Below are 25,524 nucleotides of genomic sequence, written 5' to 3' on the forward strand. Positions count from 1 at the left end.
TATAAGCATATAAAAACTTAGCCGTGCAATTATATAAAGGTTAATTGCACTTTATATGGATTTATAATATTAATACAAATTTGATTTTAAAGATAAAATAGTTTATTTCATATATAAATATCCAATTAGATAAGTAATATAATAAAAGGCTAAATTAATTAATTTTGTTGATAATCAAAAATGATACTAAATTTATGGATACCAATATTTCTTTTACTATTTTCTTCCGATAATGAAACATTAAAAGTATCATCGCAAAAACCAGTAGGCTCAAAATGATATGAAAGAGTAATATTATGTAATCTCAAAATTTCTGAAACAATATAAAGCCCTAAACCATATCCTGTTGTATTGGAATTTGGGTCTCTAGAAAAAGGCTGCAAATAATAATTAATATCATGCTGAAGTCTATTTGCAATATTGTATATTATGATTTGATTTTGTATAACCTCTATGCTAACTCTCCTATTAATGCTATATTTAAGTGCATTATGTATCAGATTCCATAATGATATTCTTAGCATATGTAAATCACCGTAGATACTAAAACTAGAACTATTTTTTAGTGAGATGTTATCCTCTTCATCATCAAATCGATTTAAGCTTTCAATAAGCAATGTATCACTAGAAAAATTTTGATAATTTGGCTTTACATCAAAGCTCAATGTTCGTTCAAGTTTAAGCATATTTTCTGATATAACATGCAAGTCGCCTAAATAATTACGCAATAAGTTAATGTTGTCTTTAGATTGTGAATTTTGTGAAGATAACAAAGCTACTATGAGCTTCATTTTTGTTATAGGAGCGCGAATTTCATGACCAATTGTACGCAATATAAATTCTCGATTCCTAATTAGCATTGATATTTTCTTCATTTTTTCTTTAGTTGAATTGTCAAGCTTTGAGTCAATGGCAAAATTACTTCCAACAAAATTCTGAATTGTGCTATGCAATATATCATGTTGAACGCTGAACTTATTAAGATAATATGACATAACACAAATTAAAAATAAAGAACAAAAAAATAAAAAAGATACTAAATAAAAGCCAAACCCATAATATCTATATGTAATTGCTATAATTTCCCTATCGCCAATATCCAACAAAAAGCCATTGAGATTCTCAACTTTAAATAAAGTCAAATCAAAATTATGCCAACTATGGCTTTCTAAAATAGACGCGTTCAATGGCATGCCACCTATTTGATAATAACCGCTCTTCATAAGCAATTTTGCTATTTCATTCTCATTACCTTGTTCTATAAAAAGAATTATACTATCAACCAAAAATAAGATTTCTTCATGAGTTTTAACAAAACAATAGTTATCTCGATTTACTAGATATATTAACCAAACAATCAGCAAAAATACGGCTATGCTGATACAAATTATATAACTGTATCGTTTCATTTCAAAATTCTATTAAGCGACTAATACTAAAGGCAGAACTTGTAACCAATACCCCAAACAGATTGTATATATTTCGGTTGCTTTGCAGAATCTCCAAGCTTATTTCGTAAATTTCTAATATGAGTATCTATACTACGAAGCTTGGCATCTTCATGTATAGCGTTTATAGCATTAGCTATTCTATCACGACTAATTGGTTGCATACGATTTTCAATTAGAAATACAAGAATATCAAATTCTGTATTAGTCAAATCTATTATTGTGCCTTGAATTTTCACTGCTCTACGTTTCACATCTATATTAAGTCCACCAAAGACCATCTCTATGGGTTTTAATCTACGTAATAAAGCATTAATCCTAGCAATCAATTCAGCTGGCTCATAGGGCTTTGCAATGTAATCATCAGCACCATTATCAAACCCATTAATTTTGCTGCATATATCAACTCTTCCTGAAGATATAATAATTGGGGATTGCGTTATAGATCGTATCTTTTGACATACTTCAAATCCATCCATTTCAGGTAAACATAAATCAAGGACAATCAAATCAATATTTTCTTTTTCAAGCATTTTTAGAGCCTTACTTGGAAAAGTAAAGCATACAACCTCAAACATAGCTTGACTAAGATATGTTCTAAGTAGATTTTGCAATTCTACATCATCTTCAATCAATAAAATCTTTCTCAAAATATATAACCTCTAAATATTTATAGTTTATACAACATTAATTTCCATACTCTTAAAACGAAACCTTATTTTTATAAATATACTAAATAATAAATTATATTGTAACATTGGAAACCCAAAATATTAAAATTATTTTATCAAAATTAAAATAAATGATCTTGATATTATTGTCAACCTAAATTGCTTTATGCTAGAATCTATTGGATTTTAAGAAACTTAAATAGCGATGTAAAAGGACATAAATATTATGGATTATTTAGAGATTGAAGGCGGGTATAGATTAAAGGGTGATGTTGAAATTTCTGGGGCAAAAAATGCCACTTTACCATTACTAGCCCTCTCATTATTAGCTAAAAATGATATAAATCTGCAAAATGTACCAAATGTTGCAGACATTGTTACATTTACAAAATTGTTAAATATGCTAGGTGCTAAGGTATCAAATATCGCTAATGATACAAAACTACTCACTATTAACACTTCTAATATAAATAGCACTAAAGCTATATATGATATCGTTAGAAAAATGCGCGCTTCAATACTTGTGCTAGGACCACTACTTGCTAGATTTGGACATTGTGAAGTAAGTCTACCTGGAGGTTGTGCTATTGGGGCTAGACCTGTAGATCTACATATTAAAGCACTTCAGAAATTGGGTGCAGATATAGAGGTAAAAGGTGGATATATTATAGCCAATGCTAAACACGGACTAAGTGGCAAAGATATAGTATTTGACAAAATAACTGTTACAGGCACAAGCAATATTATCATGGCAGCTGCTCTAGCTAAAGGAAAAACAAAAATAATAAATGCAGCAAAAGAGCCAGAAGTAATACAGGTGTGCAAAGCATTACATGATTCTGGAATAAACATAAATGGAATTGGCACATCAGAGATAGAAATAGAAGGAAGTAATGGTGAGTTACTAAATTTCAAATCAATAAAAATAATACCTGATAGAATTGAAGCTGGGACATATCTATGTATTGGAGCGATTACTAACTCTAATATATGTGTAAAAAATGTTAATATTGAGCATACAGAAAGCATAAGCGAGAAACTAAAAGAGATAGGATTCCAAATTGCCTATCATAATGATTGCGAGCAACAATCAATTGAAATATTCCCAACAGAAAAGCTACCAAAGGCATTTAGAATCACAACAACAGAATATCCAGGCTTTCCAACTGATATGCAAGCCCAATTCATGGCATTAAGCACTCAATGTAATGGTTCTAGCTCCATAAAAGAAACATTGTTTGAAAATCGTTTTATGCATGCTAGTGAATTGCAAAGGCTTGGGGCTGACATTAGCATTGATGGTAATCTAGCACAAATTAAAGGAAAAAGTGAGCTTATTGGCGCAGATGTCATGGCAACTGACTTACGCGCATCTTCTGCATTGGTACTAGCAGCACTTGTAGCAAAGGGAGTAAGCAGGATTCATAGAATCTATCACCTAGATAGGGGCTACGAGAAGCTAGAAGACAAATTAGGAAGACTTGGGGCAAAGATTAATAGGCTAAAAAATTAAATATCTACTATAACAGAATAAAATACAGTATATAACTATAATATATTCAGCAATTAATACTCAATTATATAGTATAGAATCAATATAAATTCTATAAATATTACTTAAGCTAAAGCAATGAAAAATATTTAAACAAATCCCAAATTCTTTTATGCATTTTTAAGGTTTATTCCATGCTATATAGCTCTTTACAAAATAATAAGCCTACTTTAAAACCAAATTATAAGTAAATAATACTAACTTAATACTTGCTACCATTCTTTTTTGGAGATTTACAATATAATAATTTCTAAGTAATGATTAAGTTTTAAAAACTAAAAATATATAACTAAACTGATTATTAAACTTTGTTTTCTAATATAGTTAAAACTATAAAAATAAATAGTAATATGATTTTTAATATTTAATAATAAACACTAACAGGCTAAATTATTATAAAGCTAGATTCTTTAGTATGAGCAGCTAATCCTAAAAAATTATATGCGGCAACTAATTTCTATTTTTGAAGTAACTATAATCAAAGTCTTTTAAAAGAGTGAATCTATCATCTTTAATTACACCAAGCTTTGGTAACTCAACGCCATTAAATGTAGTATTTTTTACTATAGTATAGTGCATCATGTCGCAAAAAGCTATCCTATCCCCAACATTAAGCTTACTATCAAAGCTATAATCACCAAAAACATCTCCAGCCAAACAAGTAGGACCACCGAAACGATAGTGATACTTCCCAGCATTCTCTCCTAAGTCGCTTTCTATATGCAAAGAACCAGTTCCAGTATCAATAGAGATCTTATAACATGCAGGTCGATATGGCATCTCAAGACAATCTGGAGTATGACAACTAGCACTTATATCCAAAATAGCTATCTCACCATCATTCTGTATTATATCCACAACAGTGCCAATCAAATCGCCACATTGCCAACCAACCGCTTCTCCGGGCTCTAAGAATACATCTATATTATGATATTTAGCCTTAAAGTCTAGAACCAAGGAAACAAGCAAATCACAATCATAATCTTCTCTTGTTATATGATGTCCACCACCAAAGTTAATCCAATTAGAAAGCTTTATATATGTATCAAAATGCTTTATTACATGTGGCAATGTCCTAGCTAGAGCATTAGAATCTTGCTCACAATGGGTATGGAAATGTAAACCGCTAAATTCAGAAGCAAAGAATTTTTGCGCATCTGCATACCCATATAATGAAGCATATGATTCTATATCCTTGTGGAACTCAATAGGAATAATACCAAGTCTACTCTTAGGTGCGCATGGATTATAAATTGGAGGATTAACTTCACTATAAAGAGGATTCACACGTAATCCAACCTCAATTCTTCTATTACTAGCAATTAATTTCTTATTCTTAGAATCAATCATGCCCTTAAATCTATGCCATTGAGCAAAAGAATTAAATATAATATGGGTGGCATATTGCAAAATTTCTTGCATTTGAGACTCTTTATAGGCTGGTGAGAAAACGCAAACATGCTTAGTATATAAATGATTGTCGTCTAGATTCGTGGTATTGAGTTTTGTATCTACAGAATCATTGCTCTTTGCAACTATCTCTTCATATGCTAGACGAGCCTCCCAAGCCCCGCTACAAGTAGCACCATGTAGATATTTACGCACACCATCAAACTCCCGCCAAAAGCTATATCCCTTAAGGGCAACCAATATATATGCTCCACTAGCCTGAGAGATCTGATTTAGCAATTTTAGGTTGGAATCCAAGGCATTATAATATAGAACATAGCAGGGACTTGGAATAGAATGGATTAAGCTATAAGCAAGATTGAGATTAGCGCAATATCTCTTATTAGATTCTAATTTGTTACAATCAGCACGAAAAGAATTCACCATAGGATCTTTTAAAGGTGAATATGCAATAGGCAACTTATTCAAGGGTAAATCTGGAGATGTTTCAAATATATTATGTATAGCCAGATTTTTATTAGCCATATCCTCATCATTATAAATATGTAATAATTTACAAAAATATTCCTGCAAACAAACCTTATTTGGCTTTGATATATATCTATGACGCATAACATGCTTACCAATCTAAAATATTAATCCTAGAGCATTAATTCTCTAACAGCCTTTTCTATTTGAATAGGATTGGACTTTGATATAAACTCATCTGCATTAAGGGATAATGCCATCTCCTCGTTGCTATTGCCGCTCATAGATGAATTTACAACAATTGGCAAATGCTTAGTCCTGGCATCCGCTTTTATCTGTTTAATAACTTCAAATCCACTTGCTTCGGGCATTTCTAAGTCTGTAATAATCAAACCTATATCATCTATATCGGTGCTACTATCAAAAATATAATCAAGTAACTTCTGACCATTTACAAAATCTAAATGAGCAACACCAAGTTGATTTAATATTGCCTGCATTGTCCTTAAAACTGTTGGACTATCATCTGCCAGTAGAATCTTTTTAGATGAACTCACCTGTCTAATATTTTGCATTTCTTTATTCTTTTCTTCCTCAATCCATGGAAAAACATCAACAAGCATTTTTTCAATATCTACAACTTGCACTAATCTACCATCAAAATATCTCGTCCTAGACACTAATTTACCATTGCCACTACTACCGCCTACACCAGCACTCTGTTCTATTTCTGTCCACTTTTTACTCAAAATCCTATCAGCTTCATAAATTCTTACACCAATTGTCCAACGTGAAAACTCGCATATCATTATGATATCTTCCTCTCCTCTATCTCTTTGCACCCTAAAATTCTGTAAATCTTTATTAGGAAGACTAGAATCATAAAAAAACCACTTTCTCATATCAATAAGAGGTATAGTTAACTCACGAATAGTAATTAGCCCTTCTACAAGAGAATTTTTTTCATGACTTACAACAGTAAGCGCACCGGAATATTTAACAACTTCGCGTATTTTAAAAACATTAACCGCATATAAATCCTTATTCTTTTCGAGCCTAAAACATAGGAGTTGTAATTCATTATTTTTATGCAAACTTGTTACTTGATCTATATTAGACATTGACATATTAGAGCCTTTAGTAATAATTAATGCAGAATATAAGCCAAATCATAGCACATAATTTGGCAATTCATTTATGAATCCTTGCTAACTCAACATCAAAAGTAGAACGTTTGAATGTTTTGCTAACTCTTATTCGACAATTCTTGCTTACATTTGGTTTGGTAAATTTTATCTTAATTTTTTGTATAAGTGGATATAAAGCAAAAAGCCTAAAAGCAACATCATATGTTGCTACCTCAAGTAAACCATATTTTCCCCGACAAACAATATCTTTAAGAGAATCTCTAATAATCAAATAATCCAAAAATTCTCCTCTATATTCATAACTTAGTATAGCATCAACCAATAAATATTGCTTTCTTTTACGTTCACTTGGCAATATGCCAATAACGGCTTTAATCTTGAGTGATTCAATATGTAACTTAATATAATTTGCCATACTAAAACTTATATTGAAACTCGTACAAAACCACGAATAAGAGTATAAGCATTACCACCGTAGAAATTAGCTGCTGGAATAGTATTTGCGGGATTAGCACTAGTTGGTGATGGATATGCGGTCTTGTTATGCAGTGTTATAAAACTTAACCCAATCTTGCCTCTTATATATTTCTTCCATAAAGAAAATTCATATTCGCCCTTTGCCTCTATACTAAAAATGTTGCCAAAACTTGAAAATGTACCTCTTATACCAGCTTCTAACTCAAAATCATGGTTTATATTAACTTCCAAAGCAGCATAAGGTGTAAACGCCCCACCCCAAAACATGCCTACATTATATTCAAATGGTGCTTTATGTCCATAATAATCAATTAATTCTGCCCCACTGTTAGTAACACCAATCAAACCTAATTTGACTTCCAAGAACTTATTCCATATCATCTCTTGCTCTACCCAGGCAATGGCTGATAAGCTTTTTGATGTGCCAGCCCTAAAGCTAGCATCTGATGCTTGTTCAAATTTATGGCTAGGACCAGTAGTGCCTACTTTGTAAGTATGAGGTGCTTTATAATATTTATTATAAGCAGCAATGTGCAGTTTTGTCTCCATCTCAAGTTCCCTTGAAATACGATAGCCAGCTTGAGCTTTGATTCCAAATGCAGTAAAGAATCCTGTAACATACACATATGGTTCTAAATCAACATGATGCGGTAAGGCAATCCTAGCGCGAATCAAATATGCCCCAAAACTACTTAGCTCGGTCCTAAATGGAGTTACAAACTCATTTAATACTAAGGCACTTCCATAAGATGCTGTAAGATGAAGAGAAGTATTTTTGATTCCATTATATGTTATAGCAAAACCTTGAGAATTATAGGTATTCCACTCTTCATTTGATTTATATCTACCAGCAATTAGATTAATATGATATTGTTTATTAGTATAATCTGCATAAATAGAATCCAAGAGAAAAATTTGCTTTACATCTTCATAATGCTCCTTAGTGCCATTCTGTAATGTAATAATGGGGGCAGCAAATATAAAACCTATTCCACCTTTTACTCCATTTATTCTACCTGTCTCATAATATCCAAGAAATGTGCTATCTAAGATAGTTAAATCATCGCCAAAAGCTTGTTGGTAGAAAATTGAAGCAGATAGATCATGAAAACCATTAGCCCAAAGAGCATCTACAATATTTTGCGCATCTGTGCTACGATTGTAACTATGCGGTGTAGCACAAAAACCAACATAAAGTAAAGATATCCAAGTGCAAATTAGCATTAAAATCCAATTTCTGCACCATAAAAATAAAAATAGAATCTTAACGAGCAAGATTCTCAAAAAAGAACTAAATTCAAAGAATTTAAAATCTCTAACTGCAAAAAATCTCTTCATAAAAATCCCAAAACATAAATTTACCTAATTTCACAGCAAAAACTAATCCAAACTTAGATTTCTATTTTTAGTCAAGCATAAAATAGATAATATTTTTCATATATAAATGAATAATTATAACAGCCGACAGTTACCAATAAATTTGTAACATGGGATAATGAAGCCAACAATGACATACTATAAAAAATACAACAAATAAATAAATTACTAACCGCAAATAAATTTATAACACTAAGTAATTGTTACCAGCATACTAGACACTATAATTAAAGAGAATATAAAGAATTTCAAATAAATAAGTGCAAATATAATTTTATTTGCTTACATCATCTCATTTTTGGAAGCGTAACACCTGTTTGATGTTGATATTTCCCTCCCCTATCCTTATAGCTTATATTGCATGTCTCATCGGCTGTAAAAAAAAGTACCTGCGCTATACCTTCATTAGCATAAACTCTTGCTGGCAAATGTGTAGTATTGGATATTTCAATAGTAATAAACCCTTCAAATTCTGGTTCAAATGGGGTTACATTTACAATAATTCCACAACGTGCATAAGTGCTTTTGCCAACACAAATAGACAAAACATCTCTTGGGATTCTAAAATATTCTACTGTTCTTGCTAACACAAACGAATTAGGAGGGATAACAAAAAACCCTTTATCTCTAACATCGGTAAAGTTAGAATACTCAGGCTTGAAATTCTTTGGATCTATAATACAAGAATCTTTGCAAGAAAACTCTACAAACTCATAACTAACTCGAACATCATATCCATAACTACTTAGACCATAGCTAATAACACCATTGCTAACTTGAGCTTCAACAAATGGTTCAATCATACCAAACTCTAAACTTTGCTTTCTTATCCATGTATCTGATTTAAGACCCATATCTTTCCTTGCATGATGGTAAATTAGAAATTATAGCATGAATGCTAAAAAGCATTTCAATTATCATTTAATTTACATAACATTTAGGAATATCAAACTATTAATAAAATAAATTAAACATTATTGCTATTGTAATAATTTACTACATAAAGATGCGATTGGCGTATTAACTCATAGCTAGCAATTGAAACTGCATTAGATAGATTTAAGCAACGACAATCATCACTCATTGGAATAGTAAGATAAACTCCATTTATATCTGCAAAATAAGATTCAAATAAGCTACTTAAACCATTAGTCTCACTACCAAAGTATAAGAAATAACAAAAATGTTCTCCTAAGCTACACAACTTTTGCTTAGCAAAAAAATCATGATTAAAATATATGCTATTAGACTTAGAACTAAAAGCAAAATGCAATGATTTTTTATTACCATAAATTATTGCTTCATTTGATTTGGTTGTATTTCTAGAATCAAATATAGTAAAAAAATCATTTATATTTTTATATTCTGCAAGCTTTAGTTTATCCCAATAATCAAGCCCAGCTCTTTTTGCAAACTTTGACTCAAGGCTAAATCCTAAGGGATGAATTAGATGTAAGCAAGCATTTATACCCACACAAAGCCTAGCAATATTACCTGTGTTTTGAGGAATATCAGGATTGACCAAAACAATATTATAAGAAATGAAGTCTAAGTCAAACACTTAATATACTCTATAAATTGCAATATATTATTCTATACTACTAGTTTTTGTTATCTTGCTTTCATTATTATTAGCATTTTGAGACCGGTAGCTATTTGATAAATGTTCAGTTAAAACATTATAAGCCTGTGAAATCTCTTGTAGCTCTTTGGCACTTGATTGATTATATGGCTTGCTAAGATTCTTATGATCTAGAATATGCTGTTGCTTTTCTTGGAAAAGAGCATTAAATATATCATCTAGCTGCGCTAAACTCACATCATCGTCAACGCCAAGCACTTCTTTGGCACGTTCAACACTCATTTGATTAGAATAATTATCTTGATTGATTTGCTTGAACTCGTCATATAAAGCGTTAAAATCTTCATTTTCAATTTCTAGAATTGCAGCTACATCTATTATGCAATCCTCCTCTTGAGGAGAAAAATATCCATCAGCATAAGCTAATGCAAACATAAACTCAATAACCTTCACTCTCTTTTTGTATTGACCAATAGTTTCGTCTCTAAATAATGTAGCTAAATCCCTAATATCATCATTACTAGATTCCTCATAAATCTCCATAAACAAAGACCTAGGCTGTAATGAATCCTTAGCCATATCATCTATTATGCTATTAACTAGTTTCTGCTCTAATATACAACTCTTACCGTCAGCGTAGCTCAATTTGCCTAACATACTTACTAGGATACCATACTCTGAAGACTTTAGCTTTTCTTTTGGTGTCATCATAACTTCTTGAGTTGGAATGTCTTGCCACTGTGTAGGAGAAGACTCTGAATCTAAGGAGCTTATTGGATTACTAAGATATACCTTAAAGCTCTTAACAAGATAAAAAATAATCCCGGCGGCTATAAAAAACAATATTAGCTCCATAATCTTCCTTTTTAAATTTTTAATTTATTTCTTAGCTCTTGCTTACGAGCTTCTTCTGCTTCCATTGCCTGCTTCTTCAATGCTTTTTTCTCTTCTAATTGCTTTTCTTCAATCAATCTCTTTCTTTCTCTTGCCTCTTGAATCTTTAACCTATAAGCATCTCTCTCTTTTGGATCTTGATATTTCACAGGTCTCATAAAAAATGCAAGCAAAACCATCACAGATAGAATTAATGCAACAGGAGCTTGTTGTTCACCATTCAAGTGATACCATGCAGCACCAACAAAACAAGCAAAAAAAATCTTTAATACTGGAATCATAGCATCACCAACTAAATTACAAATTAAGAAGCTTTGATAACACCTAAAACAAAATTGGGCTTTATAGAATGTAAATCAAAGCCAGCATCTTGAGATTTATCCATACAAACTAGCAATAACTGTGCCAAATTTAAACTTGGAATTTCAATTTTATCACGCTTGCAATGTTTTGTGCAAAGCTTAAATTGTTTATCAAATATATTATATGAAGATTGAGAGAATACACATAGAAAATCTATACCCAAATCAATTCCAGCATACATAATCTCACCACTTTTTTGATATGCTATACTTTCATTGTATGACAAAGAGTGAGTATAAGACTGCATACTAAACGGCATTTCAAATGCTTGTAATCCAATATCGCTAAATATTCTACTCAAACAAGCATATTCATAATTTAGATTACAATCATAATGCCTATTCGAATAATAAAGACATGTAGAAAACCCAGAAGCCCCATAAAGCTGATTTGCAGATATGCGAGGCATATTGCCAACATTGCTAACAGAATAAACATTCCTTAAGCCAACTTGACTATCTATATCAGAGCCAGATATGAAACGTAGCTTAATATGTTCTCCTAGATTATCTATATGCTTAGAAAGCAAGCTAGGAAAATATAATATATGCTTATGTAGATTAGAAATATCAAGTTGCATATTGTTAGCCTTGGCTTCCTTAACAATAAAATCATAAATAGCTTCATTATTATAAATAAAACTAATAGCACAAATAATATTTGCATAAGAATCTTCTTCTAACGCAAGTAATATATAATTATCTTTGGCAGCCAACCAAATGTTATATACATTAGCAAACACGAATGATTCAATCTTGCCTATGCGACCATAGTATCCACCATGATATTTAAACTTCTCATTACCACTAAGCACCTTATAGGGAATATTTAGATGCTTTAATACAGACTGAGAAGCAACCCTAAATGGGCTTGGATTTGTAAAACAATCATAAAGTAAATACATTTCCCTATCCTTAAATCTTAATATAAAAAACTTAAAATAGCTAAATATTATGTTTTATCAAAATTTCTTTCATATTAATTTTACCCATACTACCACTAAATATTGGACAACGAGAAATAGCATTTTCATCAATTTGAATCTTATTGATACATTGAAACCCATAATCCATATCAAGCTGCTTTCCTAAAAAAACCCATTCTCCTTTGTGTATGGGACAACGAGAGCTATTGATAAGCTGTGATTGCAGAGATTGTATTTCATCATCAATAATAGGATTTTCTGGAAAAATTAAATTAGCAACAGGAATATGAGAGAATACGCCATTTTCTTTATGAGAAATAAAACGCAAGAGATTGGCAATTTGCATAGGATGTCTACCCATGAGCCACTTGATATAAAGCAGGAATCCATCACCATAATATTCATCATCATAAGATGTAGCGATGAAGTTAATAAGCAAATATTTCTTTAACTCTTCTCTCTCAGAAGAATAGATAAAATTAGCCATATAAAAAAATCCTTGATATCTCTGAAATGCCAAATCCAAATCCAAAATCAAGTCTTTTTTCACATATCTTTTACTAAGAGGCTCAACAACCCACAAAACTCCAAATTTATCAACCAAATCCTTAACTGCTAAATCTTCTAATACAGCTATGCCATTAATCCTACAATGTATAAAATCCAAATCCACGCCAAATTCTTGATAACCAAATAACTTAGATGGAATCTTTTCTAACACATTCTTTAATGTAGACTTAGGAGGACAATGAAGCTCAACTCGTACATAACCATTTTGAAAATCTATTCTAGAATCAAATGAAAACACATCTAAACATAGTCTCATAATATTCCCTCGTTAGAATTTACAATATAACAAGAATAATATTACCCTTATTTCATGAGTTTTTCAACATGAACACAATTGTTTTGTCAGATTTATGAAGTTTTGGATATTATCGTAGCATTTTTTTAAAAAACAAAAAGAGAGAACAGTGAGCAATAAATTATTAACATTTATATCACAAGACAAACTTTTTTGTAAATGGCACATACTGCAAGAAAAAGCTAAAGAAACAAAAGAAGATATACATGATTTTCTAAAATCACTTAGAATTCTACACAAAAACAACATATCTACACAAACCTATCAAATACAATTCTTTGGAAATGTTCAAGGTGTTGGATTTAGACCATTTGTGTTTGGACTAGCAAACGAATTAAGGCTTAGTGGGTTTGTTAGAAATATGCAAGATTGCACAGAAATCATACTTACAAACAATGACACAAATCCAAATAATAATTACTATGAAAAAATAGAAATATTGCTTTTTTCCATACTAACTGCATGCAAAAAAGAAGAAATAGCCAGTATAAAAAAAGCTAAGCCTAACAAAGAAGAAATATTAACTCTAAAAACAACATATGAAAATATAAGCAGTAAGCTATTTAAGCCATCTTTAGCATACATTAACTCCTTTTACATTACATGCCATATAGAGCAAAGAGATATAAAAGGCTTTCACATCATAGAATCAAAAATAGCTACAAAATCACAAACAATAAACATTAGCCTACCATTAGACATGGGAATTTGCAAAGATTGTCTTAAAGACATGAACAACAAGGATTCTAGATTCTACTCATATGAATTTACATCATGTATTAATTGCGGAGCAAGATATAGCATAATAGAATCTTTGCCATACGATAGAAAAAACACATCTATGAAACAATTTACTTTGTGCAATGATTGCAAAATAGATTATAACAGCCCAAATAATAAAAGATTTCATACAGAGCCAATAAGCTGCAATAAATGTGCTATATTAACTCGATGCTACGAAATAAATGAATGCACAAAAAGCTTCAACAAAAGCCCTATCATACAAGAGAAAAATTCAGCCAACAAACAAAACATAAGTATAAAGAATCAAAATAGCAAAAATCAAACATATGAGGAGCAAGGCTATGGAGAACAAGCATTCATATCGCTAGCAAAATCACTACAAAATAATCAAATCGGACTATACAAGGGGCTTGGTGGATTTGCATTTTTAGCTAATGCCAATAGCATAGAATCATTAAATATCTTGCGAAGTATAAAAGCACGTCCACATAAGCCGTTTGTGATAATGGCAAATACGCATAGGCTATATAATCTTGCAATACTTAACAATGAAGCCAAAAGTGCACTTCAAAGCTTAGAATCTCCGATTATCATTGCGCTAAAAAGTGAATCATACGACTTACCAAATGAGGTAAGTAATCTTGCTACAATTGGAATTATGCGCCCATATACACCAGCACTTTTATCACTTTTTAGCTATCTTCCAAAGGACTTTGTATTAATCTATACCTCTGCAAATAAAAAAGGAGACATGATAGCAACAGATATTAAAGAATTGGATATAGCATTTATATTATCACAAATAAAACAAGCTCATAGTCCAAACCAAAGTATGATAGATAAAAAATACATAGCAAAAATAAAACAATCTAGCCTTGTAGTGTTTGAATATAATAGGGATATAATACATAGAGTCGATGATAGCATTTTTATGGGGATTGATATAGCAAAACCAGATTTTGCTATAGACATAAAGAATGATGAGCCTAGCAAAAATCCTAAAAATTCTTACTTAGCAAACATAAAAAAGACAAAAGATTCTAAAAGCTCTAATTCTAACTACACGCAAAGCCAAGAGCAAGAGCTAAGCAAAATTAGCCCGCAAACAAATAAATCCATATTAAGAGGAGCGAAAAAACTACGAAGCCTGCGTCTTGCAAGAGGATTTGCGCCCCTACATATAATACAAGATGAACTTAGAATAAAAAAGCTAAGTGTTGGATTTGGAGCTATGCAAAAATCTAGCATAGCATTTGGAATGAATGATTCAATAATAATTAGCCCTTATCTTGGAGATCTGTTTAGTGCAAGCAATTGTGCAAATTTCAAAGAAAATTTTTCTTTTTTTGAATCCATCTACGGCACACCAGAGATTTTTATCACCGATAAGCATCATCAATATGCTAGCACAAAGATAGCCAATTCCATAGCAGATATGTGCCGTCTTAAAGGCAACACTATACAAGTTGAAAGCATTTATCATCATCATGCACATTTTAATGCATTGCTACTAGAAGCAAGACAAAAAGAAGGAATAGGAGCAATCTTTGATGGTAGTGGGCTAGGAGATGACAATAGTATTTGGGGTGGTGAATTTTTACAAGGAAATCTGAAAAGTGTTGAACGTAAACTGTTTTTCAAACCATTTAGAATCCTAGGCGGAGAAGGGAATATAAAAGACTGCAAGAAACTAACACTTAGTTATTGCTTAGAAAATGGACTAGACATAATTACGCAATATTTACAGGAAAACATGCCAAAAATAGAGTTTGATATGTTGCAAGCTATATTCAATAATAAACTAAATTCTACATATACTAGCTCTGTGGGTAGACTATTTGATATTGCCGGATTTTTTTGCGGACTAGATTCCATTAGCTATGAAGGGCAAAGTGGAGAGCTAATAGCATCTTTGGCTATTAATGTGCAAGAATTATCAGAATGTAGAGAATCTCCCTACAAGCTATCCACAAAATATAATGACATAGAACACAAGGCATATTTACTAAAATATATTAATTTCTCACCCTATTCCTATGAAATCACACAACAAGGTATTGATATATCAGCTTGTTTTTGTGAAATGTTTGAAGATTCCTTGCGGCATATAGATAAAAGCATTATTGCATTAAGATTTATTGATACATTAAGCTTTTGTATAAAAGATTCTTTAATGAAGCTAGGAGGAGACTATGTTTTATTTGGAGGGGGTGTATTTGCAAACTTTGTGCTATGCGCTAGGATTAAACAGCTCTTAGATTCTATTGGCATTAATAGCTTTTTTCCTAGATTACCATGCAACGATTATAGCATTAGCATTGGGCAAATAGGCTTTGCCTCACAGATATAATCTTTGCTAGACAGCTAAAAGGCTATAAACTTTGTCTAAATCTTGAAATGAAAATTTAGTTTAGCTTATGCTTTAGATTATTCATACTGCAAATCTTAAAATAACAAAATAGAATATTAGATTTGCAATTACTTACATTGCGGCATTATAACCTTGCAAAAAATGTCACATATCTAAAACATCATAGCCACAAAAGACATATACTTGTATTACAACTAGGCTTGAAAATCAAAACACCAAGAAATGTTTACACTGATAAAAATCGCTATTAATTTTAATATAATATAATGAAGAAATTTTATTTTAAGGAGACTCTAATGAGTGTTGAGAGCATTAAAGAACATATGAATAGCCACCATATAGAAGAGCTAAAGGGATTAGTAAAGTTATATGGAGGATTTGATGCTAATCAAGTAAATTTAATTAATGTTAATTCAACAGGACTAACAATACAAGCAGATAGTAAGGAAATATTTGCTCCTTTCCCGACAAAAACAGAAGAAAAAGACTATAAAAACGCAATAATTGCTTTATGTAGTGCTATTAGCAAAAAACCAGATAACATTAAGCAAGAGATTGCAGAATTTATAGAATCTTTTAACACAATTTTGCTTTCTACTATATCACCAAGCAATTTCCCAAACATCAGTTATTCACCATTGCTACGTTATGATAACAACTATTTCATATATATCAGCGAAATAGCTGAACATTACACAAATCTAAAAAACAACCCAAAACTTCAGGTTATGTTTATAGAAGATGAGGCAAAAACTAAAACTATATTAGCTAGAAAAAGGCTAATCTATGATACACAAGCAGAATTTATGCCAAGAGATTCTTTCTTTGACAAGGTATATGACGCGTTTGAACAAAGAATGGGTGGTAAAAGCGGAGGTATAGGCACAGTGCGAGAAATGAATGATTTTCATTTAGTCAAACTAAGCTTCAAAAATGGTCGCTATGTCAAGGGGTTTGGTCAGGCTTATAAAATTGCTGAAGATGGAGAGGTATCTCATATGGGTGGAGGCAAGGGAGGCATGCCTCACGCTATGCCACATAAGAAATAATTGCTATTCTAATCTTGAAATTTAGATGCTTATTATTATTGCTAGCCTGTTGCAAGAACTGTAATAAGCTAACAATAATTAATTAGATATTTCATATTAGCTAACTTTATTCCAATTAGCTGGAATCTAAATGCTCATCATTAACTAGGCATAATGATAAATTCGCAATATAAGGCTAGCAAAATCCAAAGATTTCAATGCTATCATAATAAGGGCAAAAGCATGAGAATCATAGCAATCACACAAAGATTATTAGCACATACAGAATATTATGAAATAAGAGAAACATTAAGCACACAGTGGGGTGAACTATTCCAATCAGGGCGCACGCTAAATGGGTTTATCCCTATGCCGCTTAGTTATACTATAGGCTTTCATCACTATATTGATATGCTTAAAAATTCATTAGCAGGAGTAATTCTTAGCGGAGGAAATGACTTATCTTGTTGTTTAGATTCCGATATTAGAAATTCACAACAAGGCAAGCTCTCTATTATGCGTGATGACTATGAAGCGGAACTTATTGAAATATGTATGAAATCTAATATTCCTTTGCTTGGAATCTGTCGCGGCGCACAGATGATAGCGTGGCATTTTGGTAGTGAAATTACAAAATGCAATAATCATGTGGGAACACATAAGATTAAATATACCAAAAATATAAGCCCTATGCAAAAACTAGCAGAATCTAATACCAAATTAAAGCTACATAATACATGTAACTCCTTTCATAATTATTGCATTAGCAAACTCTCTAACAGTCTCCTGCCGCTAGCAATATGTGAAGATAATAGTATAGAGGCTTTTAGGCATGAAAAAAATGCTATATATGGGATAATGTGGCATATCGAGAGAAAAGATGGCTTAGAAAATAACATAATTTTGCAACAATGGCTAAATAATATTAGAGATAAATAGCTAGACTGTGAATCTGCATGTCTAAAATATAGTCTTTAATGCAATGAAAAGTATGATATATTCATTAACTTTTTGTTTTTTTTTTTTTTTTTGATACAACCAGATTACTTGTTTAATGTAATTTTATTATTAGGAGAATTTATGAAACCATGGTTAGTTTCGTTATCTAGTTGTCTTACCTTAGTGCTTACACTCACTGGTTGCTCTGAAGTTGTAGCTTCAAAAGTGGATGAAAATGTGAAAGTTACTGTGCAGTTTAGCGGAAGTGATTTTATCATAGGTGATGTAGTAACTTCAGAGATGCCATACTCTGAACAACCGGGCTTACAGACATTGCTATTAAATAAGGCTATTAAAGAGCATCAATGTGATACTATACTACTTCCTCGCTATGAGATAATAAACAAAACGTTTGGTAAAAATATTATTAAAATTACAGGTAGAGCTGCTAAGTTTAAAACGCAATAGCCTATCTTTAGTATTTCATAACCACATAAAAAATAATCATTAAATATGAACTTTTGTATAGATACATTTATACAATAGACACTCGCCATATAGTTTGTTTTCATGTGTTGTTAATGTATAATCCTAGTTAAGAATCTAAGAATATACTATATACAGACTAAGACAAACTAAATCTATTATTAAATCACAATCCGCAAGACTTAAATATTATTCGTTTATAAATGAAATTGAAAAATATATATAGCATTATTGATAAAATGTTCTATCATATTAGTAAAGTACAAATACATAATAGTTGAGCTATAGATTGGCTGACTAAATTAATATTCACCATCATGCAATAATCTAGGATTAATGTAACTAAAATACAAATAAAATCATGATACAATTTTTGCTTTATCAAGGAGCATGCTATGAAGCTAAAAGAACATATTAAAAGAATATACTACTACTTTTTTCCTACATTAGAATATAGTTTTAACAAATGGCTATTAGAAAAAGATAGAGAAAGCTATTCTCAAGATAAACAAGATCTATTTGTGCAATTTTTTTATAAAGACGAAAAGGGACCGCTATTTTTTGTAGATATTGGTGCAAATGACGGCATAACCTTTAGCAATACATACCTATTAGAGAATGACTCTAGCAAAAAATGGGGGGGGGGGGTGCTCATAGAAGCCGATTCTAACATCTACCCAAAACTCCTTGAAAACAGACCAAATCCAAATATTAAAAAATATAATGTAGCCCTATGTAATACAGATGGAGAAGTCTCTTTTATGCAAATTATAGGACCACAAATGCTAAGCGGTATAGTAAGTGAATATGATAAAAGACATCTAGAGCGCATAGATAGAGAAGTAGCCGAGTGTGGAGGCAGCTATCAAATTATAAAAATGCAAGGGGCGCGTTTTAGCACTATTATGAAAGAGCAGCAAAAGAAAATTGACTATATAAGTATTGATGTGGAGGGTGGTGAGATGAAAATATTAGAAAGCATTGATTTTGATAGTTATGACATTAGACTTATAGGCATAGAGAATAACTATAATACAGATGATATTTATAATTTTTTAAAGGTTAGAGGATATAAAAAAATTCTAAAACTTGGTGCTGATGATTTTTACATTAAAGAAAATTAATATACATAAATGCAAGTTTAGATTGCAAATTGTATAGATGAATGGTAATAGTTTATGTATATAATCATTAACATCATAAATATTTTATCTTTATTCAATTATAACACTAAGACAATAGCCATTAATTAAAGGAGGCTTAAGTATATTTTAAATTACTGTATATCTCCCTACCAAAGATTTCACAATATTCTTCTAATAATAGCCTCTACAACATCAAAAACAAGATGTATCAAATATACCAGTTTTAAAGAAAATTAAATGAAATCTTTACTTGTTAATGTAGATAGTTCAATTGCACGCTAATATATTTACTAGTTATTCTAGGATTATAACTTAGAAGGCGCAGAAAGATGTAAGCCATGCTACACATTCTAGTGACAGTGATTTTATTGTCGGTAATGTAGTAACCTCTGAAATGCCCTATTCTCATAACTATGACCTGACATCAAGGCTATTAAAAAGTCCTTGTCTAGCATGTGTGATGCTATGCTATTTCATCGCTACGAAGAGATAAAAGACTTAGGTAAAATATTATCAAAGTTACAGGTAGGGCTGCTAAATTTAAAACAAAATACATTTAATTATCCATATAAATAGAGGTTATTTTACACTTTATTTTTTACTTATAGTATAATTAATGTATAATTCTAGCTAAAAATCTCTCGAGAGCATTATGCACAAACGAAAGCAAATCAAATCCTTTATTCTTGCATTGCTAGCGGTTGGATTTTATGTATTTTATACTAGCATGAGCGATATATATCCATTACTCCCACCATTAATTGGAATACTATTTACGCTATTTAATAAATACTCTAATGATAAGCAATTATATGTACCATTATTAGTGCTACTTTGCTTGGCATTTTATGAACTAGATAAATCCTTAATATTTGGCATTATGCCTATTGTGTTTTGCTTCACATATTTTTTTATATCAAGACGCCTAGAATCTATATTAAGTGGAAATTTATCTTTCATGGTTCTATACATAGGAATATTATATCTATTATATTGCGGTGGAATTATACTATGCAATATCCTATTTAATATTCCCATGCTTCAATTTTCTTTTATCTTTATATATTATCTATTAGCAGATTGTATTGGCACTGCTATATATTGCTATTTTGTTTTAAAAGAGTAGCAAATGAAGAAAATACCACTTACATTTAAGATTCTATATATTGTATTTGCAATTACATTTTTTATTATCCTAGTTAAGATTTATGTATTATCAGTAGCAAAACATCAATATTACTATAAACTATCTGTTGATAATACAATAAAAACAGAGGTTATTGTACCAATAAGAGGACAAATCCTAGATAGGAATAATGAGCCATTAGCCATTAATGACTTAGGATTTAGTCTAGCACTAAAAAATAGACTAAAAAAAGAGCAATACCAAGAGGAAATTAACTTTATTATCTCATACATAGCCGACACAAACAGAGATGAACTAATAGAAAAATATGAGAGATTCAATAGTCATTATAGACGTACTCCAGTAACTCTAATAGAATTTATCCCATACGCGCAAATGCAAATCATTTATGCCGCTATGATACAAAGAAACAATATAATCATTACTCCAACAACTAGACGATTCTATCCTTATAATACATCTGCATCTCATATTATTGGCTACATCGGTGCTAGCGATACAAGAGATAGAGAAATAGAGCCTATTTCAAAATATACAAAAGTAATTGGCAAACAAGGCTTAGAGAAACAATACAACTCATTTTTACAAGGAAAGCTAGGCTATCGTAAGATTCAAGTAAATAACCTTAACCAACGGCTAAGACTAATTGAGGAAGTGCAGGCAACAAGCAACAATGATATAAACACTAGCCTTGATATGCGACTACAAGAAAAGCTTGATTTAGTCTTTCAGAATCTAGAAGGCGCGGCAATCATAATGGATGCGAATAATGGTGAAATTTTAGCAGCAGGTAGCTATCCTGAATACAACATAAATGACTTTATAGGTGGAATCTCGCACACAAAATATCAAGCATTGCTAAATAATCCATATAGACCCCTTATAAATAAGTTAATTAGTGGTCAATATCCGCCAGGTTCTGTAACAAAAATGGGTATGGCATTGTCTTTTTTAGAGTTTGCAGATATTACAGAATCAACTATCATTCAAACTCCTCCTTTCATTGATATAAATGGTCATAAATTCCGAGACTGGAAGGCAAGCGGACATGGTAGTGCTGACGTGTATAAAGCAATTAGAGAAAGTGTTGATGTGTATTTTTATAAACTCTCCAAAGTAGTAGGCATTGATAATATGGCAGCAGTTATGTCCAAATTAGGCTTTGGTAAAAAAACAGGAGTAGATTTGCCATATGAAAATTCTGGAGTATTTCCTACCCCAGAATGGAAAATGAGATTTCATTCGCAACAATGGTATATAGGAGATACAATTACTACTTCAATAGGACAAGGCTCATTCCTAAGCACACCTATACAAATAGCACGTTACACAGCACTACTTGCTTCTGGCAAAATGGTAACACCACACTTTGTAAAAGAACTAGGCGGGAATCCCGCAGACATCAAGGTTGAAAATGTTCTTTCAGATTTTGAAAAATCCAAGCTTCCGGCATTACGTTTGGGAATGTATCAAGTTTGCTCTGATCCATCTGGCACAGCTTATCGCACAACAAGAGGGGCAAAAGTGAAGCTTGCTTGTAAAACAGGCACAGCCCAAATAGTAAAAATATCTCAAGATACAGTTAAACGTAAAAAAGAATTAGATATGGATTATTGGCATAGATCACAAAGCTGGATAACTGCATTTTTGCCCTACGATAAACCTCAATATGTGATTACGATTTTAATAGAGCATGGCGGTAGCGGTGGGCGCGGTGGTCCGCTTTTGGTGCAACTTGCAAATGAAATGCAAAGGTTAGGCTATGTAAAATAATATAGCTATTTGATATTGCTTCATTTATCAAGACCTTTATTTAATAATTCCATTAACATATGGACTATAACACTTCAAATATTATTACAGTATTACTATATTCTTATCCCATCTTTTTTAGTTATTAGTTAACACATTTTATATATGCAATAAACTGCCTTTATAAAATATAGAAGCAAAGAAAATAAGTTATTAAACATTATAAACTATTAATTGATCTTAGATTCAAAATAGCAGCAATATATACAATAAATGCCGGAAATATCATAAATCCAATAATAAATGTCCTAGTGCTAGAATATTCTACTATATTGCTAAATTTCAAAATACAAAATCCAATAATAGAGCAAATAATAAAACAATAAAAGCTGTTTATAAATAAATGCTCGCCACTTACTTTTGTAAAAATATCCAAATATTTAAACACAAGAAATAGCAAAAACAAAGCTAGAATCATAACTACAAGAGCATTTATCTCATATGATTGCAAATAATGCAAAGAGCAACCTATAGCCATCATAGCAATGTAATACCTACAAAGTGGACTACTTGCAATTTTATCCATAAGCCATAAGCCAACAGCAAAGATAACATGACCAACCATAGACATATAAAACAACAAATTCCATGAATCTTGAATAAAGAAAACTTCAAGCACAGAAGCTATAATGACAATAGTCATTCCTGTAATGAATAACGTCTTAATAGTTTTAAGGCTCATGACATTTCCAATATGGTTAATTACAAAATAAAGCGAGCTAAATCCACGTTTTCTACAAGATCTTGAAGTTTTTCCTCCACCATCTGTTTTGTGATAGTAACTCTCTGTCCTGAATAATCTTCTGCACAAAAGCTAATATCTTCTAAAACACGTTCAATAGTAGTATGCAATCTTCTAGCACCAATATCTTCAGTTTTTTCATTTGCATAAGAAGATAGGGTGCTAATAGATTTTAATGCAGACTCCTCAAATTCAAGCGTAATATTTTCCACAGAAAGAAGTGCTTGATATTGACGAATAATTGAATTCTTAGTTTTTGTAAGGATTTGATACAAAGCATCTTCATCTAAAGTTTGCAACTCCACGCGTAAAGGGAATCTACCCTGTAACTCTGGAATTAGATCACTAGGCTTGCTAAAATGAAAAGCTCCTGCTGCAATAAATAATATATGATCAGTGCGAATCTGTCCATATCGAGTATTCACCACACTTCCCTCCACAATGGGCAATAAATCTCTCTGAACTCCCTCTTTGCTTGGATCCTGCTTATTGGAATCTTTTGATGACACAGCTACTTTATCTATCTCATCAATAAATATAATGCCACTTTGCTCAGCTAACTTTAATGCCTCTGCTTTTATCGCTTCAGAATCAAGTATAGCATTCTCTGCTTCAACCTGTAATGATTCTTTTGCTTCTTTAATAGTAAGCTCACGTTTAACTTTATCGCTCTTGGAATTTAAGGCTTTCATTAGAGATTCTTGCACCTTAAGTAATTCACCTGGCAGTCCATCATCTACCCTTGTCTCTTGCTTAGCAATATCAACGGTAATCTTGATAGAATCCATCTTACCGTCTGCTACTTTTTGCTTCATCTTCTCAAAGCTCTCATTATACTCTTGCTTCTTATCCTCACTAACACTTGATGGTAAAGGAGGCAAAAGTCTTTGTGTAATTTTTGTAAGTATATAATCCTGTATCACATCGCTTGATTCTTCTCTTTTTTTATGTTGCAACAGGTTGATGCTAGCATTAACTAAATCTCGAACCATAGATTCTACATCTCTACCGACAAATCCTACTTCTGTATATTTACTAGCCTCAACCTTGACAAATGGAAGTCCCATTATTTTTGCCATGCGTCTTGCAATTTCTGTTTTTCCAACACCTGTTGAGCCTATCATTAGAATATTTTTTGGTGTTACCTCATCTTGTATATCAACTGGTAGCTGAAGTCTACGATAACGATTTCTAAGCGCGATTGCAACAGATTTCTTTGCGTCATGCTGACCTATAATATATTCATCAAGATATGCAACAATTTGCCTTGGCGTTTGAGTAAATAGGCTTTCATTCATTGTGTAACCTCCAAAATCCTAATATTTGTATTAGTATAAATACAAATCTCACCTGCAATTTGCAATGACTGTAAAACTATATCATTTGGTTGCATATTAGAGAATCTATCAAGAGCTCTTGCTGCGCTCAAAGCATAATTGCCACCACTACCAATAGCGGCTATTTTGCCATCCTCTGGCTCCACTACATCACCTGTGCCACTTAGGATATAAATATTCTTAGAATCCAAAACTATCATCATAGCCTCCAATCTGCGCAAATATTTATCTTTGCGCCATTCCTTGCTAAACTCTAACACAGACTTTAGCAAATCACCCTTTTTACCTTCTAAAATCCTCTCAAATATATCAAATAGGCTAAAAGCATCGGCTGTACTACCAGCAAACCCGCTCAAAATTTTACCGCCATATAAAGAACGAATTTTATTAGCATTGCCTTTCATAATACAATTACCAAAGCTAACTTGCCCATCACCACCTATTACGCCATAGGGCTTATTATTCTTTGTTCCAACATAGCCAAGTATGGTTGTCGCATGAAACATTTATCTTTCCTTAAAGTAAGCGGAGTTATCAAGATGAGAATTATATCTTAATTTAACATTAGTTTTACTAAGAGTCTAATCTACAAC

General features: G+C 31.6%; 23 protein-coding genes. 8 read left to right on the plus strand and 15 right to left on the minus strand.

Annotated elements, in window-relative coordinates:
• Positions 1–158: 158 nt before the first annotated feature.
• On the minus strand, positions 159–1,409 hold the full coding sequence (locus LS73_RS03725) for a sensor histidine kinase (protein WP_138069982.1): 1,251 nt from the start codon (positions 1,407–1,409) through the stop codon (positions 159–161).
• A gap of 26 nt (positions 1,410–1,435) precedes the next feature.
• Entirely contained in the window at positions 1,436–2,098 is a 663-nt protein-coding gene (locus LS73_RS03730; protein ID WP_034556653.1) for a response regulator transcription factor, read from the minus strand.
• Between the two features lie 247 nt (positions 2,099–2,345).
• Between LS73_RS03730 and murA the strand changes: the two genes are divergently transcribed.
• Entirely contained in the window at positions 2,346–3,632 is a 1,287-nt protein-coding gene (murA, locus tag LS73_RS03735) for a UDP-N-acetylglucosamine 1-carboxyvinyltransferase (RefSeq protein WP_034556655.1), read from the plus strand.
• Between the two features lie 489 nt (positions 3,633–4,121).
• Here murA and nspC read toward each other — a convergent pair whose 3' ends face one another.
• From nspC to LS73_RS03785, 10 genes are all read right to left on the minus strand, one after another.
• Positions 4,122–5,693 (minus strand): carboxynorspermidine decarboxylase, encoded by a 1,572-nt coding sequence (nspC, locus tag LS73_RS03740; protein WP_233708788.1) that lies wholly within the window; start codon positions 5,691–5,693, stop codon positions 4,122–4,124.
• A gap of 29 nt (positions 5,694–5,722) precedes the next feature.
• Complete coding sequence (locus LS73_RS03745; protein ID WP_034556656.1) at positions 5,723–6,676, minus strand: chemotaxis protein; 954 nt, start codon at positions 6,674–6,676, stop codon at positions 5,723–5,725.
• A gap of 64 nt (positions 6,677–6,740) precedes the next feature.
• Entirely contained in the window at positions 6,741–7,112 is a 372-nt protein-coding gene (locus tag LS73_RS03750; protein ID WP_034556657.1) for a dihydroneopterin aldolase, read from the minus strand.
• An 8-nt stretch (positions 7,113–7,120) separates the two neighbouring features.
• Positions 7,121–8,512, minus strand: coding sequence for a hypothetical protein (locus LS73_RS03755; protein ID WP_052089426.1), 1,392 nt, complete (start codon positions 8,510–8,512; stop codon positions 7,121–7,123).
• Positions 8,513–8,838: 326 nt separating this feature from the next.
• Positions 8,839–9,405 carry a dCTP deaminase gene (gene dcd / locus LS73_RS03760; protein WP_034556659.1) on the minus strand — a complete coding sequence of 189 codons (567 nt, stop codon included), beginning with the start codon at positions 9,403–9,405 and terminating at the stop codon, positions 8,839–8,841.
• Between the two features lie 113 nt (positions 9,406–9,518).
• Complete coding sequence (locus tag LS73_RS03765) at positions 9,519–10,112, minus strand: tRNA (cytidine(34)-2'-O)-methyltransferase (RefSeq protein ID WP_052089427.1); 594 nt, start codon at positions 10,110–10,112, stop codon at positions 9,519–9,521.
• 27 nt (positions 10,113–10,139) lie between these two features.
• The gene (locus LS73_RS03770; protein WP_081955472.1) at positions 10,140–10,988 is read right to left on the minus strand and encodes a TerB family tellurite resistance protein; all 849 of its coding nucleotides are present in this window, start codon (positions 10,986–10,988) and stop codon (positions 10,140–10,142) included.
• 11 nt (positions 10,989–10,999) lie between these two features.
• On the minus strand, positions 11,000–11,308 hold the full coding sequence (locus LS73_RS03775) for a hypothetical protein (protein ID WP_034556661.1): 309 nt from the start codon (positions 11,306–11,308) through the stop codon (positions 11,000–11,002).
• Positions 11,309–11,331: 23 nt separating this feature from the next.
• Positions 11,332–12,294: an HdrB C-terminal domain-containing protein gene (locus LS73_RS03780; RefSeq protein WP_034556662.1), complete on the minus strand. Its 963-nt coding sequence runs from the start codon at positions 12,292–12,294 to the stop codon at positions 11,332–11,334.
• A 40-nt stretch (positions 12,295–12,334) separates the two neighbouring features.
• On the minus strand, positions 12,335–13,141 hold the full coding sequence (locus LS73_RS03785; protein WP_052089428.1) for a DUF5644 domain-containing protein: 807 nt from the start codon (positions 13,139–13,141) through the stop codon (positions 12,335–12,337).
• Positions 13,142–13,289: 148 nt separating this feature from the next.
• On the opposite strand from LS73_RS03785, the gene LS73_RS03790 reads away from it, so the two are divergent.
• The 7 genes from LS73_RS03790 (at position 13,290) to mrdA (ending at position 22,813) form a co-directional block, all read left to right on the plus strand.
• A complete protein-coding gene (locus LS73_RS03790; RefSeq protein ID WP_052089429.1) occupies positions 13,290–16,274 on the plus strand; it encodes a Kae1-like domain-containing protein in 2,985 nt (994 codons plus the stop codon).
• A gap of 317 nt (positions 16,275–16,591) precedes the next feature.
• A complete protein-coding gene (locus LS73_RS03795; RefSeq protein ID WP_034556663.1) occupies positions 16,592–17,344 on the plus strand; it encodes a HugZ family heme oxygenase in 753 nt (250 codons plus the stop codon).
• Between the two features lie 222 nt (positions 17,345–17,566).
• Positions 17,567–18,262 carry a gamma-glutamyl-CDP-amidate hydrolase gene (locus LS73_RS03800; RefSeq protein ID WP_034557324.1) on the plus strand — a complete coding sequence of 232 codons (696 nt, stop codon included), beginning with the start codon at positions 17,567–17,569 and terminating at the stop codon, positions 18,260–18,262.
• A 141-nt stretch (positions 18,263–18,403) separates the two neighbouring features.
• On the plus strand, positions 18,404–18,730 hold the full coding sequence (locus LS73_RS03805; protein ID WP_034556666.1) for a hypothetical protein: 327 nt from the start codon (positions 18,404–18,406) through the stop codon (positions 18,728–18,730).
• A gap of 413 nt (positions 18,731–19,143) precedes the next feature.
• The gene (locus LS73_RS03810) at positions 19,144–19,872 is read left to right on the plus strand and encodes an FkbM family methyltransferase (RefSeq protein ID WP_104692165.1); all 729 of its coding nucleotides are present in this window, start codon (positions 19,144–19,146) and stop codon (positions 19,870–19,872) included.
• Positions 19,873–20,545: 673 nt separating this feature from the next.
• Positions 20,546–21,019: a hypothetical protein gene (locus tag LS73_RS03815; RefSeq protein WP_052089488.1), complete on the plus strand. Its 474-nt coding sequence runs from the start codon at positions 20,546–20,548 to the stop codon at positions 21,017–21,019.
• Positions 21,020–21,022: 3 nt separating this feature from the next.
• Positions 21,023–22,813 (plus strand): penicillin-binding protein 2, encoded by a 1,791-nt coding sequence (gene mrdA / locus LS73_RS03820; RefSeq protein ID WP_034557042.1) that lies wholly within the window; start codon positions 21,023–21,025, stop codon positions 22,811–22,813.
• Between the two features lie 199 nt (positions 22,814–23,012).
• On the opposite strand, the gene LS73_RS03825 is transcribed toward mrdA, so the two are convergent.
• Genes LS73_RS03825 through hslV form a run of 3 tightly spaced genes read right to left on the minus strand, consistent with a single transcriptional unit; the run spans position 23,013 to position 25,437 of the window.
• Entirely contained in the window at positions 23,013–23,534 is a 522-nt protein-coding gene (locus LS73_RS03825; RefSeq protein ID WP_034557041.1) for a hypothetical protein, read from the minus strand.
• 20 nt (positions 23,535–23,554) lie between these two features.
• Entirely contained in the window at positions 23,555–24,892 is a 1,338-nt protein-coding gene (hslU, locus tag LS73_RS03830; RefSeq protein WP_034557039.1) for an HslU--HslV peptidase ATPase subunit, read from the minus strand.
• Positions 24,889–25,437: an ATP-dependent protease subunit HslV gene (gene hslV / locus LS73_RS03835; RefSeq protein WP_034557037.1), complete on the minus strand. Its 549-nt coding sequence runs from the start codon at positions 25,435–25,437 to the stop codon at positions 24,889–24,891. The genes hslU and hslV overlap by 4 nt, the downstream gene beginning before the upstream one ends.
• Positions 25,438–25,524 lie beyond the last annotated feature (87 nt).

The organism is Helicobacter muridarum (assembly GCF_000765805.2).
Taxonomy (GTDB): domain Bacteria; phylum Campylobacterota; class Campylobacteria; order Campylobacterales; family Helicobacteraceae; genus Helicobacter_A; species Helicobacter_A muridarum.